This is a genomic window from Clostridium nigeriense (assembly GCF_050585245.1).
Lineage (GTDB): Bacteria > Bacillota > Clostridia > Clostridiales > Clostridiaceae > Clostridium > Clostridium nigeriense_A.
Genome location: NZ_JBNOOF010000001.1, coordinates 689,132 through 707,643, shown reverse-complemented (window position 1 = coordinate 707,643; position 18,512 = coordinate 689,132). Strand labels below are relative to the sequence as shown.

General features: G+C 25.7%; 13 protein-coding genes, 1 pseudogene and 1 riboswitch. Of the genes and pseudogenes, 13 read left to right on the top strand and 1 reads right to left on the bottom strand.

Annotation, left to right across the window (positions count from 1 at the left end):
- Window positions 1-92 precede the first annotated feature (92 nt).
- The 6 genes from ACQPUY_RS03360 (at window position 93) to ACQPUY_RS03335 (ending at window position 8,097) form a co-directional block, all read left to right on the top strand.
- Complete coding sequence (locus tag ACQPUY_RS03360; protein WP_430839500.1) at window positions 93-1,010, top strand: ParA family protein; 918 nt, start codon at window positions 93-95, stop codon at window positions 1,008-1,010.
- A 1-nt stretch (window position 1,011) separates the two neighbouring features.
- Window positions 1,012-1,386: a hypothetical protein gene (locus tag ACQPUY_RS03355; protein ID WP_430839499.1), complete on the top strand. Its 375-nt coding sequence runs from the start codon at window positions 1,012-1,014 to the stop codon at window positions 1,384-1,386.
- Between the two features lie 137 nt (window positions 1,387-1,523).
- Window positions 1,524-2,234, top strand: coding sequence for an ABC transporter ATP-binding protein (locus tag ACQPUY_RS03350; RefSeq protein WP_430839498.1), 711 nt, complete (start codon window positions 1,524-1,526; stop codon window positions 2,232-2,234).
- A complete protein-coding gene (locus tag ACQPUY_RS03345; protein ID WP_430839497.1) occupies window positions 2,227-3,750 on the top strand; it encodes a hypothetical protein in 1,524 nt (507 codons plus the stop codon). The genes ACQPUY_RS03350 and ACQPUY_RS03345 overlap by 8 nt, the downstream gene beginning before the upstream one ends.
- Before the next feature lie 407 nt (window positions 3,751-4,157).
- The gene (locus ACQPUY_RS03340) at window positions 4,158-6,005 is read left to right on the top strand and encodes a P-loop ATPase, Sll1717 family (RefSeq protein WP_430839496.1); all 1,848 of its coding nucleotides are present in this window, start codon (window positions 4,158-4,160) and stop codon (window positions 6,003-6,005) included.
- A gap of 277 nt (window positions 6,006-6,282) precedes the next feature.
- A complete protein-coding gene (locus tag ACQPUY_RS03335) occupies window positions 6,283-8,097 on the top strand; it encodes a DNA methyltransferase (protein ID WP_430839495.1) in 1,815 nt (604 codons plus the stop codon).
- A 41-nt stretch (window positions 8,098-8,138) separates the two neighbouring features.
- Here the strand turns inward: ACQPUY_RS03335 and ACQPUY_RS03330 are convergent, their stop codons facing one another.
- Window positions 8,139-9,626 (bottom strand): hypothetical protein, encoded by a 1,488-nt coding sequence (locus ACQPUY_RS03330; protein WP_430839494.1) that lies wholly within the window; start codon window positions 9,624-9,626, stop codon window positions 8,139-8,141.
- Window positions 9,627-9,989: 363 nt separating this feature from the next.
- Between ACQPUY_RS03330 and ACQPUY_RS03325 the strand changes: the two genes are divergently transcribed.
- The 7 genes and pseudogenes from ACQPUY_RS03325 (at window position 9,990) to cbiD (ending at window position 18,512) form a co-directional block, all read left to right on the top strand.
- On the top strand, window positions 9,990-13,157 hold the full coding sequence (locus ACQPUY_RS03325; protein ID WP_430839493.1) for a DUF3427 domain-containing protein: 3,168 nt from the start codon (window positions 9,990-9,992) through the stop codon (window positions 13,155-13,157).
- Window positions 13,158-13,225: 68 nt separating this feature from the next.
- Window positions 13,226-13,612 carry an 8-oxo-dGTP diphosphatase MutT gene (mutT, locus tag ACQPUY_RS03320; RefSeq protein WP_430839492.1) on the top strand — a complete coding sequence of 129 codons (387 nt, stop codon included), beginning with the start codon at window positions 13,226-13,228 and terminating at the stop codon, window positions 13,610-13,612.
- A 55-nt stretch (window positions 13,613-13,667) separates the two neighbouring features.
- Window positions 13,668-14,093 (top strand): annotated as a pseudogene (locus ACQPUY_RS03315) (PD-(D/E)XK nuclease domain-containing protein); the annotation flags it as partial.
- Window positions 14,094-14,164: 71 nt separating this feature from the next.
- Window positions 14,165-14,373, top strand: a riboswitch (cobalamin riboswitch).
- A 298-nt stretch (window positions 14,374-14,671) separates the two neighbouring features.
- Window positions 14,672-15,529 (top strand): sirohydrochlorin cobaltochelatase, encoded by an 858-nt coding sequence (locus ACQPUY_RS03310; protein ID WP_430839491.1) that lies wholly within the window; start codon window positions 14,672-14,674, stop codon window positions 15,527-15,529.
- Window positions 15,498-16,796 carry a cobyrinate a,c-diamide synthase gene (locus ACQPUY_RS03305; protein ID WP_430839490.1) on the top strand — a complete coding sequence of 433 codons (1,299 nt, stop codon included), beginning with the start codon at window positions 15,498-15,500 and terminating at the stop codon, window positions 16,794-16,796. Before ACQPUY_RS03310 ends, ACQPUY_RS03305 begins: the two co-directional genes overlap by 32 nt.
- Window positions 16,796-17,419, top strand: coding sequence for a precorrin-8X methylmutase (locus tag ACQPUY_RS03300; RefSeq protein WP_430839489.1), 624 nt, complete (start codon window positions 16,796-16,798; stop codon window positions 17,417-17,419). The genes ACQPUY_RS03305 and ACQPUY_RS03300 overlap by 1 nt, the downstream gene beginning before the upstream one ends.
- Window positions 17,420-17,423: 4 nt before the next feature.
- Window positions 17,424-18,512, top strand: a complete 1,089-nt coding sequence (gene cbiD, locus ACQPUY_RS03295) for a cobalt-precorrin-5B (C(1))-methyltransferase CbiD (protein ID WP_430839527.1) — start codon at window positions 17,424-17,426, stop codon at window positions 18,510-18,512.

The window sequence follows — 18,512 nt, the reverse complement described above, 5'->3', positions numbered from 1 at the left end:
AATATAAAATAAGATTTTAAAAGGTATTTATGGATTAATTAAAAGATATTGTAGTATATATAGAAAGTGAATATGTAAAAGGAGAAATTATAGTGAAAGTTATTTCTATTGTAAATTACAAAGGAGGAGTAGGTAAGAGCACGGTTGTATCTAATTTAGGGGCTTTATTAGCTTTAGAAGGCTATAAAGTATTATTAGTAGATTTAGATCCACAAGCTAGTTTAACATTTTCTTATATAGATGTTGAGGTTTGGAAAAAGGCTTATAAAAAAGATAAAACCATAAAAACTTTCTTTAATACATTAATTAATAATAACAAAGATAATATAAAGAATTATATTACTAAGGATTTAAAGGCTAATGATATTATTGTAAAAAATGGAGGACAAGCTATAGGGTTACTTCCATCTAGTACTGATTTATATGAGATACAGATAGATTTAGCTCGTACTATAAAAGGTCCTTGGAGAAGAAATCTTACAAGGAATCGACTAAATTGCATATCAAGACTGAAGAATGAAATAATGACTATTGATGGCGAGTATGATTTTGTATTATTAGATTGTCAACCAAGTTTTGATTTAATAACACAAAATGCAATTTATGCTTCAGATTATTATTTGATACCAACAAAGTTAGATTATCTATCTACAGTAGGTGCACCTACACTATATGAGCATATTGAAAAGTTAAGAGATGAAGTTTCAAAAGGTATAGATGAGTTTGATCTTAGAGAATTTAATAAGATGGATGTTAAAAATTTAGGATTATTACCAACTATGGTTAAGATAATAAGTGGTAAACCTAAGAGTTTGCATTATCAGTATCTCCAAGAGGTTAAGAAAATTAAAGGAATTAAAGCCTTCAATAGTAGTATTAGAAGCAACGATAATGAAATAGATAATAGCATTTCAATTCCTTTTGCTTTAAATAGCATTAATAAAAAGAAATCCTGTATAGATATTGATTTTGAAGAATTTAAAAATGAGTTTTTAAGAGAGGTAAAATAATATGAATAAGAAAGAAATACTTTTAGTAAATAAGTTAGCTTTTGATTTCATATTAAAACTTAAAGACGAAGATATAAATTCATTAATCAAAGGAGAAAAGAAAATAACTTTAATAGATAATGAAAAAAATCTAAAATGTGAGAAAATAAATAACACAGAAGAAAAGTTAGAAGAAGTAATAAATAGAGTATATTCCTATTCAAATAAAGATGAAGCAGTAGAATATTTGAATAAATTTAATGTAATAGATTTAAAGAAAATAGCTAAGCAAGCGAATGTATACATTAAGAGTAGAAATAGGAAAAGTGAAATTATAGATAGAATTGTAGAAGGAACAATTGGAACTAAGATAAAAATAGATATATTACAATATTAAATTATAAGATAATATGCCTGGGGATATTAGTGGGGTACTAAGTATCCCACTTGCCATTGATGTTATAAACATATGTTTATAACATTAAAACTATGCTGTTGTAAATAAAAATAATTGTTTTAGGGGTGAGATGTTATATGTTAAGCATAGAGAATATCCATATGAATTATGAAAAAAATAAAATTTTAAGGGGGATAAATCTTGAAATAAAGAAAGGGGAGATTATATGTCTATTAGGAGCAAATGGGCAAGGGAAGACAACATTACTTAATATTATATCGGGTATTTCAATACCTACCAAAGGAAGATTGAAAATAAATAATGTTTATATAGATGAAAATCCCCAATGTTATAAAAGTATGTTGGGATATGCGACTGATGATACAAAGATATTAGAATATAAAACATTAAATGAATATCTTCAATTTATTATTAGCATATACAATTGTAAGGAGAATATAGAAAATTTAAAAAAATATGTTGATATATTGAAGCTGGATGAGGAGAGAAGTAAAAGGATAGAAATTTTATCAAAAGGTAATAGAAAAAAAGTTGTAGTAGTTACTAGTATATTACATGAACCTAATGTACTAATAATGGACGAGCCGATTGATGGATTGGATTTAGATATTCAAATAGAAGTTATTAATTTAATTAAAAGTTTAAAAGAAAAAATGGCTATATTAATAGTGACTCATTCTGTTAGTGTTATTACTGAACTTGCTGATAAAGTAGCATTTCTTCATAATGGTATAATTAAAGAATTTGATACTTATGATAATTTGATGAAAAGATATAAGGTTACTTCAATTTATGATTTGTATAGAAAGGTAACATATGATGAATAAGAATGTAAAAGCTTTAAAAAATATTGAAGATAAAAAAAATAATACTTTGGTAAACTACTTGATTACAATTTTCTCAATAATATCCATTGTTATAAATATATATTTATCGAGTAAGGATATAAATTTAGTAGATTTTAATGCTTCTGAATATTTTATTAATCAAATTCTTTATTATATAAAAAATATAGTAAGTATTTTTATTGTTTCAAATTTATATAGTTTTCAACAAATTAAAAGGTACTCTAATTTTTATTATTTACCTATTTCAGTAGATGAGTTCTATATATTTTTTATACAACAGCATAAAAATAAGTTTATTATCATATCTATAACAAATTTATTTTCTTTTTTAATAACTACAATTAATTTAAAATTAAGTATTTTAACTTTAATATTTAATATTTTATTTTTAGCTATTATAACATTTATAATTTATTATGTAGTTAATATATTACTAAGTATTTTGTTATTAAATATGCCATTGAAAATATATAACAATATAATAAAAATAGTATTTCCTGTATCTGTAGTAATAAATATTATACCAAGCACTTCATTTGAAATTTTATCTAAATATTTAAATAAACATATATTCACATCATTTTTAAATTTAAGAGTATTATTAATAGTGATATTATTAAGTTTATCTATAGTGGTATTAAAAAATATTAAATCTAAATTGTTAAAAAAAATTTTTAGGAAATCAGTTATGGCTGAGGAGCAAAGTAGAAAATATGATAAATATATAAGTATTAATAAACTTAAAGTTACATCACCATTATGGGGTTATATTAAAAATGAGATATCTTTATTAAAGAAAGGGTATTTTAAATTAACCAGTGGGTTAATGTTTACTATAATATTATATAGTAGTATGTTATTATCAATAATAGCTACTTTTAATACAATAGAATTAAATGATGAAACAATTACTTTTATTATCATATATAGTGTATCCATACTTGTTGATATATCAATTTTTAATTACTCTCTAAATTCTATTTTTTTTATGGAAGACTTTATTAAATGGATAAAAGCTACTTGTTTGAATGTACTAATATATTATCGTTCTAAGTTATTAGTTAAGTGTATTCTAAATTCAATACTTTTTATAATAATTATAGTAAGCATATATTTCATTTTACCAATTATTAGAATTTCTAATGATAAAATAATTGTGCAGGCTATTATATGCTATTTTAATATTCTTATAATGTCGTATTTTGATAATAACTTAGATTTTAGATATCAAATCTTCTATAGAGATATTAATATAAAAGTTTATATCACTAAGATAAAGAAATACACTACATTTTTATTAGGGAAAATTAGTATAATTACTATTCAATTGATCATATATAATTATTTATTAAAAAATATATATGGAGCAATAATATTTTCGTATGTATTAATAGCAATAACAATTTATTTTTTTAGAGAAAATATATTTATACACATACCAATAAAACGATCTAAGAGAAAAGAAAGATATATAAAAATAGATGATCTAATATGACTTTAAAAGTGTATAAGAAATATTTGTTACATTTTATGGTGTTTTTTGGAATAGATTTTTCTAAACATTTAAGTTTAATCAATGGGAATGTTTTAAAATATTGAAGTGTTTATACTTTTTTTTATTCATATTAATTAAGACTTCTTTTCTTGGGAATATTAATTAATATTTGGAAAATAATAATTAATATTCCTGCAAGTAAATATTAATTATTATGAAAATTATTTATTGTATAAAGCTTCATTTCGCCTCCATTAAAAAAAGCTAGTATAAATAATATATATTTATTATTAGTAGTTATATAAATTTTTATAAAGTTATGTGAAAATAAAACAGTAGTATAAATATTTATTTATATAATACTGATTAAATGGTATAATAAGTAAAATGAGCTGGGAGGCGGAAATATGCTAACAGTAAAGGATATCTATATAGGAAAGCCTGATGCAAAAGATGAAATAATATCTCAAAAGTCAGATGAGTTCTTAGAAAGTTTTGTTATTCCACCAAATTTTGATTTTGAAAAATTAATTTCAGGAGATGAAATATTTATAAATGGATATAAAGGTACAGGAAAAACTGCTTTGTTATTGTATTTGAATGCTAAATGTAAAGAAAAAGATATATTAACTTGTTCATCATTTATTTTATTTAAAAGTAATTATGGAAATGTACAGAAGTTAGAATTAGAAAATATTTCTAAGAATATAATAAAAACAATAGGAATAGATAAAGAGATTCTAATAAGAGAAACTGATTTTGAATATATATGGAAATGGATTATTTTTAAACAAATAATTGATGATAATAATGAAAATAATGGAGCAATATTTATAGAAGATAGTAATTGGTATGAATTTAAAGAAATTGTAGATTCAATTCTTTCTGAAAAATCATCAAATAGGTTTTTTAGAATGCCTAACAAGGTAAAGATGGGAGTTGGATATACATATAATAACGCAAATGCTAATTCAACTATTAAGCCAGAGATATTGTTGGATTTCGATAAAAAAGATAATATTGATGAATATTCTAGCTTTATTAAATTATTAGATAAAGCAACAGAAATATTCCATACACTAAAAAGGACAGAGATACCATATTACATCTTTGTAGATGAACTTGAAGCTTTTTATGCTGAAGCTAATCTATTACAACGTGATTTAACAATGATTAGAGATTTAATTATTACAATAAAAAATATAAATACATTATTTATTGAAAGTAATTTTAATAATACAAAAATAGTGTGTTCTATTAGAACAGAAATAGTAAATAGTATAATGAAATTTGTACCATCTAAAGAGATAAATAAAATTATTTCTGGCTATGAATGTCCTTTGGTATGGAATTATAGTAATACTAATTCTTATACTCATCCAATTTTTGAAATATGGCTTAAAAGGATTGAATTGTCAGAAAATAGAAACAATTTTACGTTTAAAAATAAAAAGGAAATTTATGAAAAATGGTTTTGTCCAGAAGTTGATGAAGTTCCTACTGTTACATATATTCTAAATAATACATGGAATAAACCAAGAGATATTGTAAGATTTTTAAATTCAACTAAAAACACATTATTTTCTAATAGAAATGTATATTCACCAGGGATATTTCATGCAAGTATTCAAGAGTATTCACAGGAGAGCTTAAAGGAAATAAAAGAAGAGTTAAATGCATTATATACCCCACAAGAATTGGATGTTATTTTTATGTGTTTAACTGGATATAAGCCATATTTTTCATATGAGGAATTGGTGGAAAGAATAAATAAGTACTTTAATAATTCCTTTTTAAAGATTAATATAGGAAGTGTACTTAATGATTTATATAGAGTAGGGATAATAGGAAATAGGTCAAAATCTTCTGGGCAATATAGGTGGCAACACAAAAGTAATGACGGGATAATTTTTGATGAAGAGTGGGATATTTGCGTGCATAAAGCGCTGTGGAAAAGTTTGTCTTTAAGTGAAAAGCATGGAAGAATATCTAAGATAATTGAAGAGAATAACAAAAAGGACTTGTATGGAACAATAGTAAAGTGTGTGGTTGAAAAGGTAGTTTTAGGGTTTGCAATAGTTACATTTGAGATTAATGATGAAAAATTATATGGAAGTATACACATAAGTGAATTATCTTCTAAATATATTAAGAACATATTTGATTTTATAAAAATAGGAGATATATTAGAGGCAAAGGTTCTAAACTATAATAAAAAACATTTAAAATGGGTATTAACATGTAAAAATTTATAATGGGAGAGAAATTGAAATTTCTAAAGGGGATATAGGGCCTCCGCTAATTAAAATCTCGATAACTTATAAAGTTGTTGAGTTTTTATATTTTTAAATATAGAATTACTATAATAAGATATTTCACAATAGATATTTTTTTGTATAGGTCTATAATTATCAATAGTGAAAAGCATTATTCAATTATTTTAAGTATGAATTTATAAGACCGTAATTTTTGTGGACTTATATTAATATGAGGGACATATACAAATATAGAGCTGTTAATGGAGGATAATTTATGTTTGAGTATAATAATAAAATAATAAATAATTATGACTATTTATATAGGGATAGTACTAGTAACAAAATAAAAAATGATGGTAATATTGATGAAATTAAGTTAAGTGATAATGATAGATTATCAAATCCAATATTTAAAAGTATAGGCTATCCAAGTAAAATATATTATAAAAATATTCAGAAATTTATAAAGCAATATACCGATAAAGGAGCGATCGTATTAGATAGTTGTTGTGGAAGTGGTTCAACTGGAATAGCAGCATTATTAGAAGAAAGAATGGTTATATTATCTGATAATAGTCCACAAGCAATAAATATAACATTTAATATTTTAAATTACATTGATTTAAATCAGGCTAATAAAGAATATAAAAAGTTATTAAATAATCTAGAGGGAAAAATTAATTACCTGTATAAAGTCAATTTGGCAGATGGATCTGAAGGATATGCTGAATCAATAATAGAAAGTAGTATTTATTTGTGTCCAGAATGTGGTGAAAGAGTTATTTTATATGAGACTGCAACAGGAAAACGCTCAGAGTATAAATGTAAGAATTGTGATAGAATAATAAATATAAGCAAAAAAGAGGATAAAACCTTTTTACTTGAAAAAAGAAAGCCTGTAGAAGCTAATATAGTAATAACTAAATCAAAAGGAAAAAGAGGAAAGATTAGAAGAAATATAGAGGCTTCAGATTTAGAGTTATGGCAATGTATATTAGAGGAATATAAAGAAAAATATAGTTCATTATGGAAACCTACAGAAAAAATTATTTATAATAGATGCTACCCAAGACCGGGAGGATGGCCAGGCTTTGATATTAATTCAAGTGTTTCTGACTTGTTTACAGAAAAAAATATAATAGCTTTACAAATATTAAACGATTATATTGAAAGCAATATTTTAGATGATGATATAAAGACGTTTTTTAAATTTGTTTTTACAGAAATACTTTTTAGAACAAGTAGTAGACTATTTACTACATCAGGTATAAAAAATGTTTATCATATACCGGCAGTAGGAAAAGTTCAAAATGTTATGGCTGTATTTAAGCGAAAGTATAGCCAAATAATAAAAGCAAAGGAGTTTTTACAACAACAAACTACTAAAGAGTGTGTAGAAAATAATATTAGAATAATGAAAAATGATGCGAAAAAATTAAATGTTAATAATAATAGTATTGATTACGCCTTTATAGATCCTCCATACGGAGGAGTAGTGCCGTATGCAGAACTTAATCTTTTTTATAGTGCATGGTTAGGAGAAAAGGAGGATTTACAAAATGAAATAATAATTCCCATGGATTATGACAAAAAAATTGAATTTGTAGAAAGATGGGGGAATAAATTAGAAGCAGCATTTAAGGAAGTGTATAGGGTATTAAAGCCAGGGGCATACTTTACTATAGTTTTTCAAAGTAGATTTAATGAAATATGGAATGAATTACGAGATATAATGAACAATAGAATAGGATTTGAATTTATTAATATAGTTAAAAATGATAGAGGAACAACATTCCACACGAATAATTCAAATGACACTAATCCAGAAAGTGCATTTATTACATATAGAAAGCCAATTAATGAAATTGCTATAACACATATCGAAAGTGAAGGGATAAATGGGAAGGATGTATTCGGAATATTTCCACTAAAAGAACTTCAGCAAGAATTATCTTTAAGAGAAGTACAAACGAAAATTATTTATTTAGTTCATAAATATAAGTTAGATAAAGTACCATCAGATAATGAAATAAAATGTTGGTTAGAAAGTATATGTACATTTAGTAATAATAAGTATAAATTAAAATAGTTATAAATAATAGTCAGTATGAAAAACATACTGACTATTATTTATAATCTTATTAATTGTGAGGGGTTGTTAATATCAGAGTCAACCAATGAAAAAGCTTTTAGTAAAGAGATTAAAAATGGGATACGGTGTTCTAAACTACTTCGAGCAGGGATGCTAATATCAATAAGATTTAAGTAGTCACTTACTGAAGGGATTGTCCAAAAGTTATCATATAATTCTGAAATTAGAATTATTCCAGTAGGGTGATTAGATACATAATCAACAAGAAGTCTGAAAATATTTAAGTTGCTAAATATTTCATATAATCTTGATTTAGATAAATCATCTAAATTTCGAATGAAGTTAATATAGTAATCTACGTTATTATGTTTCATTCTCCAAGTTGTATTAGAGTTAGTGTAAAAATCATAAAAATCTGAATTAGTAACATTGTTGTTAAGTACTTCTAATAATTTAAGACCATTATTGCTTAGTGTCAAAGAAAATGAGGGATTATTCGTATTTTCAGGAAGTCTATAATCAAATAATAATAATAATTCCATACAAGCTGCAACTTTATAATTTGTTTGCCTTACAGTAGTTCCATCTGTACCAGTTGTTGAACTATTAAATAATCTTAATCTATAATCAAGTAATCCATCACCTAATGATTTAATAATATAAAAAATATGACCTAAATGAACACCTTGAGGAATGTGATAGTAATTTTTTGTAAATCCGTCTATATGTTGAATAAAGTTATTGTATGAACCATAAAGGGAATCATAAGTTTCAATACAATTAGTAGTTACAATAGGATTGGTATATATAGTAGTAATATCATTATTTGGAACAACTATTTCTTCGTCTTCAATATTATTATGATAACGATCAGATATGTCATGACTTATTCTAGGAGCAGTAAACCTTTCAGACCCAAAAATTCTTTCGTGAGAATTCGATGAATGTTCACGAGTTAAACCATTACGATTTATGATTTCTTCTGAGTAAATATAACCTCTTTCATGTAAATTATAAATTAATTCCGTAGTGACTTTCAGACAACAATTATTAGAGGTATTTGTGTAAAGTTTAAATAATTCTTGAATATCTGTATATGTTTGAGGTGTATCACAGTCATTAAGTTGGAGTTCGCCATAAATATTTGTTTCATAATTGGTAAATAATCCACCGGAAGTCAAATTGCTAGAGCCTGAAGAAAACCAAATATTATTTTCTGATTCGAAGAGATATACTTTAGGATGAAAAGTTTGCGTTGGAACTTCAGAGTGATAAATATAAAGTTCATCACATAGAACCAGTAATCTTTGAATAGCCTCTAATGAAGTATTATGTTGATCGATACCTACAGTACCGATAACTTGCCCACCATTAGATTTAAATGAGTTTATTGTATTTTCTAAATATCTAACTCCACTTAATTTAGCATAGGCTACAATGAATTTAAAAGAATTATAATTTTCATTTAGATTAGATAATAATAATGTACCTAAATTTCCGTTACTAGGTTGATTTAATAAATACATAAAATTACTCCTTTTATATAATAAATTTCTATTTAATCATAACATATAATGTGGAAAAAATGATAAAATATGAGATATTATTTAATATATTAAATCGTTATAAAAATATTAAGTTTAGGAGAAAAGCTATTTAAGATATAGTCATATATAATAAATAGCAATTTATATTAAATTATAGGATACAATGATAAAGAATAAGCATAAGTGAATTGAAATGTGTTCATAGTATCTAAAGGATAAACATAATATAGATTTTTAAAAATCACACACTAGTAGGTATTTTTATTTTGCTTAAATATCTATAATGATACAAATATCATAGAATATAAATTGACATAATAAATAAAAGAGGTGGCGAATTTATTGAAGCAAGGGTTATATGAGCAAGTAATTAATAGTGAAATACAAGAACAACTTAAAGTTATGGAAAATGAAAAGTTTATTATAGAGAAAAGCAAAATAGATAATGAAGAAGCTAAAGCTATTCTTTCTCAATATATTTCTAGGGTGATTAGGAAGTCTTTGAATTATATTAGAGATAAGGAAAAAGAAGATAGTGATAAGTTATTAAAACAAATAGAGGCTTGTAATAATATTATTAACATATTAAGTGAAGTGTCTAATGAAGATGATATTAAGAAGTATGAAATAGATAAAAATGGGGAAATACTTAATGCTTTGTATAGTAAGGTTAATAATAAAAAGGCTTTAAAGAAGGAAAAGTTAGTAAGGCCTGCAACGCCTTTATCTCAGAGTTCTTTATTTACAGGGGCTTCCTTGGAGCCTAATATGCTTGGTGAATTAAATAAGGAAATATTAACTTCTGATTCTATTGATTTATTAGTTTCTTTTGTAAAATGGAGTGGTCTTAGATGTATAATTGATAGTCTTAGAGAAGCTACAATGTCTGGAAAGAAATTAAGGATAATTACAACTTCTTATATGGGTGCTACTGATGTAAAAGCAATAGATGAATTAAGTAAGTTACCTAATACAGAAATTAAGATATCTTATGATACAGAAAGAACTAGATTGCATGCAAAGGCTTATATGTTTAAAAGGGATACAGGCTTTACTACTGCATATATTGGTTCTTCTAATCTTTCTAATGCTGCTTTAACTTCTGGTTTAGAATGGAATATAAAAATAACAGAGCAGGATTCCTTTGATATTATAAAAAAGTTTGAAGCTACTTTTGAAAGCTATTGGAATGATGGGGAATTTATATCTTATTTAGGAACTGATGAAGATAAAAATATATTAAAGAGATCATTAAATAAGGAAAAAAGAATTGATGAAGAAGAATTAAATTTTTCTTTTGATATAAGGCCTTATGCTTATCAAAAGGAGATATTAGATAAATTAAGAGTTGAAAGAGAAATATTTAATAAAAATAAGAATCTTGTTATTGCAGCAACAGGAGTAGGTAAGACAGTAATTTCAGCTTTTGATTATAAGAATTTTTGTAGAGAAAATAAGAAACAGCCAAATAGATTATTGTTTGTTGTTCATCGTGAAGAAATTCTTAGACAAGCAAGAGATACCTTTAGAGCAATACTTAAGGATAATAACTTTGGTGATTTAATGGTTGGCGGTAATGCTCCAGATAGTTTAGAGCATTTATTTGTTTCTATTCAAAGCTTAAATAGTAAGGATTTATGTGAAATAACTACAGAGGAGTATTATGACTTTATTATAGTAGATGAATTTCACCATGCAGCAGCTCCATCTTATCAAAAGTTATTAAGTTATTATAAGCCAAAGGTTTTATTAGGGTTAACAGCAACTCCAGAAAGAAATGATAATAAGGATATATTTAAATATTTTGAAGATAGAATTTCAGGGGAAATAAGATTACCAGAAGCTATTGATAGAAAGTTATTAAGTCCTTTTCAATATTTTGCCGTATCTGATTTAGTAGATTTATCAAAAGTAAAATGGCAAAGAAAAGGCTATAATATAAGTGATTTAGATAAGGTTTATACAGGAAATGATATAAGAGCAAATGAAATAGTAAATGCTTTAAATAAATATGTAACTGATATTGATGATGTTATAGGTTTAGGTTTCTGTGTAAGTAAAGAACATGCAAAGTTTATGGCTAAAAGGTTTAATGAATTTGGAATTGAATCTATAGCTTTAACTGATGAAAGTAAGAAAGATGAAAGATCTGAAGCTAAGAAAAGATTAGTAAATAAAGAAATTAAATTTATATTTGTTGTAGATTTATATAATGAAGGTGTAGATATTCCAGAAATAAATACAATATTATTCTTAAGACCAACTGAAAGCTTAACAGTATTTTTACAACAGCTTGGAAGAGGTTTAAGACTTCATGAAGATAAAGAATGTTTAACTGTTTTAGATTTTGTAGGGCAAGCTCATAAAAATTATAGCTTTGAAGAAAAATTTAGAGTGTTAATTGGAAGAAGTAACAAGGCTGTAAAAGAATATATTGAAAATGGATTTTTAACCTTACCAAAAGGCTGTTATATTCACTTAGAAAAAGAGGCTAAAGAATATATTTTAAGAAATATAAAATCTTCATCTAATACAAAAGTAAATTTAATTAATAAACTTAAGTCTTTTAAAATAGATACTAACTTAGAATTAACATTAGAAAACTTTTTAGAATATCATAACTTATCTTTAGTAGATTTTTATGGAAAAGGTAAAGATAGAAGTTTTTCTAGAATGTGTGTATTAGCAGGTGAAAGAGAAGATTTTAATGATAGTAATGAAGAAGAAATAACAAAGAAGTTAAGTAATTTATTATCTATAAATTCAAGAAGATTTATAGAATTTATTATTAATTTATTAAAGAATAATAGTGATATTAATAATGTTGAATTTAATAAAGAAGAAAGCTTAATGATTAATATGCTGTATTATATTTTCTATAATGATTCACCACAAAAGATAGGTTTAGCTTCATTAAAAGAAGGTGTTAATAGATTACTTAATAATAAAATTATGATGAGTGAAGTTTGTGATATATTAAATTATAATTATAAGCATTTAGAGTTTGTAGATAAAAAAGTAGATTTAGCCTTTGAATGCCCTTTAGATCTACATTGTGATTATACAACAGATGTAATAATGGCTGCCTTTGAATATTATAATGAAGATAAAAAGCCTGCATTTAGAGAAGGTGTTAAGTACTTTGAAGATAAGAAAATAGATATATTCTTTATTACACTAAATAAAAGTGATAAAGACTTTTCACCTTCAACATTATATGAAGATTATGCAATAAACGAAAAATTGTTTCATTGGCAAACTCAATCAAGAACTTCTGTTGAAAGTGCAACGGGACAAAGATATATTAATCACTTAAAAACAGGAAATAAGATAGCCTTATTTGTTAGAGAATATAAATCAAAGGATGGACTAACATCACCATTTACTTATTTAGGCACTTGTGAGTATAGAAGCCATAGTGGAAATAAACCAATAAGCTTTATATGGGAGCTAAAGGAAGAAATCCCTCCTAGGATGATAAATAAAGCAAATAAATCAATTATAATTTAATGGATAGATAGTGATACATCATAAAAAATAGGTATCAAATAAAATATAGGTTAAAGGAAATAGAAGGTATGAAAGTAATAGAGGTAGTTGCAGCAATAATTAAAAAAGAAGATAAAATATTTATTACCCGCAGAAGCTATGGTGAATTCAAAGATATGTGGGAATTTCCAGGTGGAAAGATAGAATCAGGTGAAACTAGGCATGATGCATTAGTACGAGAAATTAAAGAAGAACTTGAGTTAGATATTAATAATTTAGATTATTTAACAACAGTAGAATATGATTATCCTAATTTTCATTTAACAATGCATTGTTTTATTTGTGAAATATGTGGTGGAAAGTTAAATTTAAATGCACATAATGATGCAAAATGGGTTTCATTGGATGAATTATCATCACAAAATTGGGTGCCAGCAGATGTTGAAGTAGTTAAAAACTTAGTAGGAGTTTACTAAGTGAGTGATGCTATTATTTAATAAAAGATAGAAGTAGTTAATATGTAAATATCTTTATGAATATCATGGAGAAAAAGTTATTGTTTTAATAGATGAATATGATACACCAATTCAACATAGCTATTTTTCTGGAATTTATGATGAAACTATAAGCTTTATGAGAAACTTTCTTTCTAATACATTAAAGGATAATATATATTTAGAAAAAGCTATGCTTACAGGAATATTAAGAGTGGCTAGAGAATCAGGATATGGAAGATATGATGTAATGGTAATACCTAAAGATATAAAAAAGCCTGGAATTATTATTGAATTTAAAAGAGCAAGAAAAACAAATAAAAAATCAATACAAGAGCTAATAGAAGAAGCAAAAAATCAAATAGAAGATAAAAAATATGAAATGGAACTTTTGAGCAGAGGAATAACTAATATTAAAAAACTTGTTATAGTATTCAAAGGAAAAGAAGTTTTTTATAAGTGATGTAAGTTAAATCAAATAAATTCTATTATCATTTGTAATTTCATTAGATTCAGGTTATAATTATAAAAAAATAAATATAGAGTGTAATAGGTTTTTAGAATTTTAATGTAAAATTCTAGGATTAAAAGGGAAAGTGGTTAGAATCCACTGCAGCCCCCGCTACTGTAATAGCTGACAAATCTCTGATAAAGACCACTGATTAGAATTAATAGAAAAATTGGGAAGGTAGAGAGGCGGATGAAGCTTAAGTCAGGAGACCTGCCTATTATAAAACCATGCTTCGGAGGGAGGCTAAGGAGATATTTGAAAATATTGAATGCTTTTATTAGTTATTTTGTTATTTCTAATAAGGCTTTTTGATGTGCAAAAATTTTCTAGCGTCCTTAAAATAGGGCGCTTTTTATTTTTTAGGAATTTATAAAAAGATTAGCCTATGAATAACTTTTTATAAATTCCATCATTAAGCTTTGAAGTGCATCTATTAATTTTGCGATGACTTGGAGCGTAGCGACGGAATAAGCAAAATTACATAGATTCACTTTTTTATTTGAAAAATATGTAGTGATAGGGAGATGTAAATGAAAAAAGCTATAATAGTTGCTAGTTTTGGGACTAGCTATGAAAATGCGTTAAAGAACTCGATAGAAGTTATAGAAAAGGAAATAGAAGAAAATTTTAATGAGTATGATATTTTTAGAGCGTTCACTTCTCACAAAATTATTAAAAAGTTAAAGGTAACTAAGAATATTAATATACTAACTCCAGAAGAAGTATTAGAAAAACTTTATGAAGATGGATATGATGAGGTTATAATCCAGCCATTGCATATAATTCCAGGAGAAGAATATGATTATATAAAAAATATAAAAAAAGAATTTAAAGAAAAGTTTTCTAGTATAAAAATTGGAAGACCTATTTTTTATTATCAAGGTGTTGAGGGAGTTCCAGATGATTATAGTTTATTTATTAAATCTATAGATAATATATTAAAAGAAAATAAAAATGTAGTTCTATTTGGACATGGGACAGCTCATCCATCAGCATCAGTTTATGGATGTATACAAACTGTTTTAGAAGATGAAGGTTATCAAAATGTTTTTGTAGGTACAGTGGAAGGATATCCAAGCTTAAATAATGTTTTAAATAGATTAAAGAGAAAGAACATAAAAGAAGTGTTATTAATGCCATTAATGGTAGTAGCAGGAGATCATGTTTTAAATGATATGGCATCAGAAGAAGAAGATTCTTGGAAAACAATATTAGAGTCAGAAGGAATAAAGGTTAATTTATTTATGAAAGGCCTTGGTGAAATAAAAGAATTTAGAGATTTATATATAGATAGAATAGAAGATGTGATAAATGATAGATATAAAAAAGTAGGAATAACTAAGAAAGGAATAAAGAATGAAAACACTAATAATTTCGTCAAATTGTAGTGGCGGAGGTAAGACTACTTTTACATTAGGGTTAATGAATGCATTAAAAAATAGAGGCTATGAGGTTCAAGGGTTTAAGTCTGGACCAGATTATATAGATACAGCATTTCATACAGATATAACAGGAAAAGTTTCAAGAAATTTAGATATTTTCTTAATGGGCGAAGAGGGGGTTAGAGCATCATTTAGTAGAGGAGAAGGTGACTTAGCCATAGTTGAAGGGGTTATGGGATTATATGATGGAAAGGGAATAACAGATGATTATTCTACTTATTCAGTTTCAAAGGTATTAGATAATGCACCAATAGTATTAGTAATAACTCCAAAAGCTCAAAGTCTAACTATATGTGCAGAAATAAATGGAATTAAAAATTTTAGAGATGCTAATATAATTGGAGTTGTTTTAAATAATGTTAGTGATAAATATTATATTTTATTAAAAAAATTAATAGAAGAGCATTGTGATATAAAGGTTTTTGGATATATACCTAGAAATGAAAATCTTAAATTAGAAAGTAGGCATTTAGGATTAATACAAAGCATAGAGGTTCCTGATATAAAGAAAAAAATAGATTTATGCTCAGAACTTATAGAAAAATATGTAGATATTGATTCGTTAATTTTAAATTTTAAGGATGTAAAAAAGAGAGAAGATAGATTTCATTTAAAACAACTTAAGAAAAGAATAGCTATTGCCTATGATGAAGCTTTTAGATTTTATTATAAAGAAAATATAGAGCTATTAGAAGAGATAGGGGAAGTTATATATTTTAGTCCATTAAAAGATAAGGAATTACCAAAGAATATAGACTTTTTATATTTAGGAGGGGGCTACCCAGAGATATTTAAAGATAGGTTAAGTAAAAATAAATCTATGATAGAAAGTATAAAAAATGCTTTAGATAATGGATTAAATTGCTATGCAGAATGTGGTGGCCTTATGTATTTAATGGAGGAAATAGATGGAGAAAAGCTTGTAGGCTTTTTTGAGGGAAATAGTGAAATGACAAAAACTCTAAATAGATTTGGATATGCCACTATAAATGTTGATAATATTAAAATTAATTGTCATGAATTTCATAAATCTAAAGTTAATACTAATGAAAAAGCTATTTATGAAATAGAAAAAGTAAATTATAATAATGAGAAAATAAGTTGGAACTGTGGATATAAAAAGAAGAATACTTTAGCAGGATATCCCCATGTTCACTTCTTTGGAAATTTAGAATTCTTAAAATATATTTTAAATTGGAAAGAGGAAAAATAATGAGTTATGTAAAGAATCCTATGGATATAGAAAATAAAAGCTTTGAAATAATAGAAAAAGAAATGAAAAATCATAGTTATAGCATAGATGAGCTTAAGATAATAAAAAGAGTTATACATACAACAGCAGATTTTGAATATGAAGAACTTATAGAAATGAGTGATGATTTCATAGAAGCTGGTAAGAGTGTATTAAAAAATAAGCCTATTATATACACAGATACTAATATGGCTCTTTCTGGGATAAATAAAAGAGCTTTAGGAAAATTAGGAGCAGAAGCTATTTGCTATGTAAATTTAGAAGAAGTTCATAAAGAGGCAAAGGAAAAGAATATAACTAGGTCTATGGCAGCAGTAGAAAAAGCTGTTAATGATAATGTAGATGTATTTGTATTTGGAAATGCGCCAACTGCATTATTTAAATTAAAAGAACTTATAAAAGAAAAGAAAGTTACACCTAAATTAATAGTAGCAGTGCCAGTAGGTTTTGTAGGGGCTAGTGAAAGTAAGGAAAATATGAAGGATTTAAATATTCCATATATTACAGTAAGGGGAAGAAAAGGTGGTAGCACAGTAGCTGCAGCAATAATTAATGCACTTATGTATATGTGTGTTGAAAGGTAGAAATATGTTAGATCTTTATGTTGAAAGTGGAGGAAAAAAGCTAAGGTGTGGCTATACAACAGGTTCAACAGCAACAGCAGCAGCTAAAGCAGCAGCATATATGCTATTTAATAATGTTGATCTAGATTATATAGATATTTATACTCCTAAAGGAATTAAATTAAATGTAAAAATAAATTCAATAGAACGAGGAGAAAACTATGTTAAAGCATCGGTTATTAAAGATGGCGGTGATGATATAGATGCAACAGATGGAATAGAGATATTTGCTAAGGCAGAGATAGGAAAAGAAAAATTTAATTTAACAGGTGGCATTGGAGTTGGAATTGTTACTAAGGAAGGGCTTGCAATAGAACCAGGTGAATATGCTATAAATCCTGTTCCAAGAAAAATGATAGAAAAAGAAGTTTTGTCTATAACTCCGGAGAATTTAGGTGTTAAAATTTCAATATCTGTACCAGAAGGAGTAAAGGTTGCTGAAAAGACATTTAATCCACGACTTGGAATAGTAGGTGGAATTTCTATTCTAGGAACTACTGGTATAGTTTATCCAATGTCTGAAGATGCTCTTAAAGAATCTATAAAAATAGAAATTACACAAAAATCTATTAAAAGTAAAAGGTTAGTAATAACCTTTGGAAATATGGGTGAAAGATGTGCTAAGTCTTTAGGTTTTAAAGACGAAGAAATTGTTATAGCTTCTAACTTTATAGGATTTGCTATAGAAAGTTGTATTGGAGCAAAGGTTAAAGAAATAGTTTTAGTAGGTCATATAGGAAAGATTAGTAAAGTAGCATATGGATGTTTTAATACACATAGCAGGGTAAATGATGTAAGGCTTGAAGTTATTGGATTAGAACTAGCTTTATTAGGATATGATATAGATTTTGTAAAAGAAGTTTTAAAACAAAAAACTTCTGAGGGAGCTGTTGATTTTTTAGGTGAAGGATATGAAGAATTATATAGAGTTATAGGAAGAAAGATAGTAGAAAGAATGAAAATATATTCTTATGATGAATTAAAATGTGATGCCATAATGTATTATGGTTTTAGAGATTGTAAGGTTTTATATAATTCTTTGGAGGATATTTAA

Coding starts and splice junctions, on each gene's coding strand:
- ACQPUY_RS03355 (WP_430839499.1), top strand. CDS start 1,012: ATGAATAAGAAAGAAATACTTTTAGTAAATAAGTTAGCTTTTGATTTC.
- ACQPUY_RS03350 (WP_430839498.1), top strand. CDS start 1,524: ATGTTAAGCATAGAGAATATCCATATGAATTATGAAAAAAATAAAATT.
- ACQPUY_RS03345 (WP_430839497.1), top strand. CDS start 2,227: ATGAATAAGAATGTAAAAGCTTTAAAAAATATTGAAGATAAAAAAAAT.
- ACQPUY_RS03340 (WP_430839496.1), top strand. CDS start 4,158: ATGCTAACAGTAAAGGATATCTATATAGGAAAGCCTGATGCAAAAGAT.
- ACQPUY_RS03335 (WP_430839495.1), top strand. CDS start 6,283: ATGTTTGAGTATAATAATAAAATAATAAATAATTATGACTATTTATAT.
- ACQPUY_RS03330 (WP_430839494.1), bottom strand. CDS start 9,626: ATGTATTTATTAAATCAACCTAGTAACGGAAATTTAGGTACATTATTA.
- mutT (WP_430839492.1), top strand. CDS start 13,226: ATGAAAGTAATAGAGGTAGTTGCAGCAATAATTAAAAAAGAAGATAAA.
- ACQPUY_RS03310 (WP_430839491.1), top strand. CDS start 14,672: ATGAAAAAAGCTATAATAGTTGCTAGTTTTGGGACTAGCTATGAAAAT.
- ACQPUY_RS03305 (WP_430839490.1), top strand. CDS start 15,498: ATGAAAACACTAATAATTTCGTCAAATTGTAGTGGCGGAGGTAAGACT.
- ACQPUY_RS03300 (WP_430839489.1), top strand. CDS start 16,796: ATGAGTTATGTAAAGAATCCTATGGATATAGAAAATAAAAGCTTTGAA.
- cbiD (WP_430839527.1), top strand. CDS start 17,424: ATGTTAGATCTTTATGTTGAAAGTGGAGGAAAAAAGCTAAGGTGTGGC.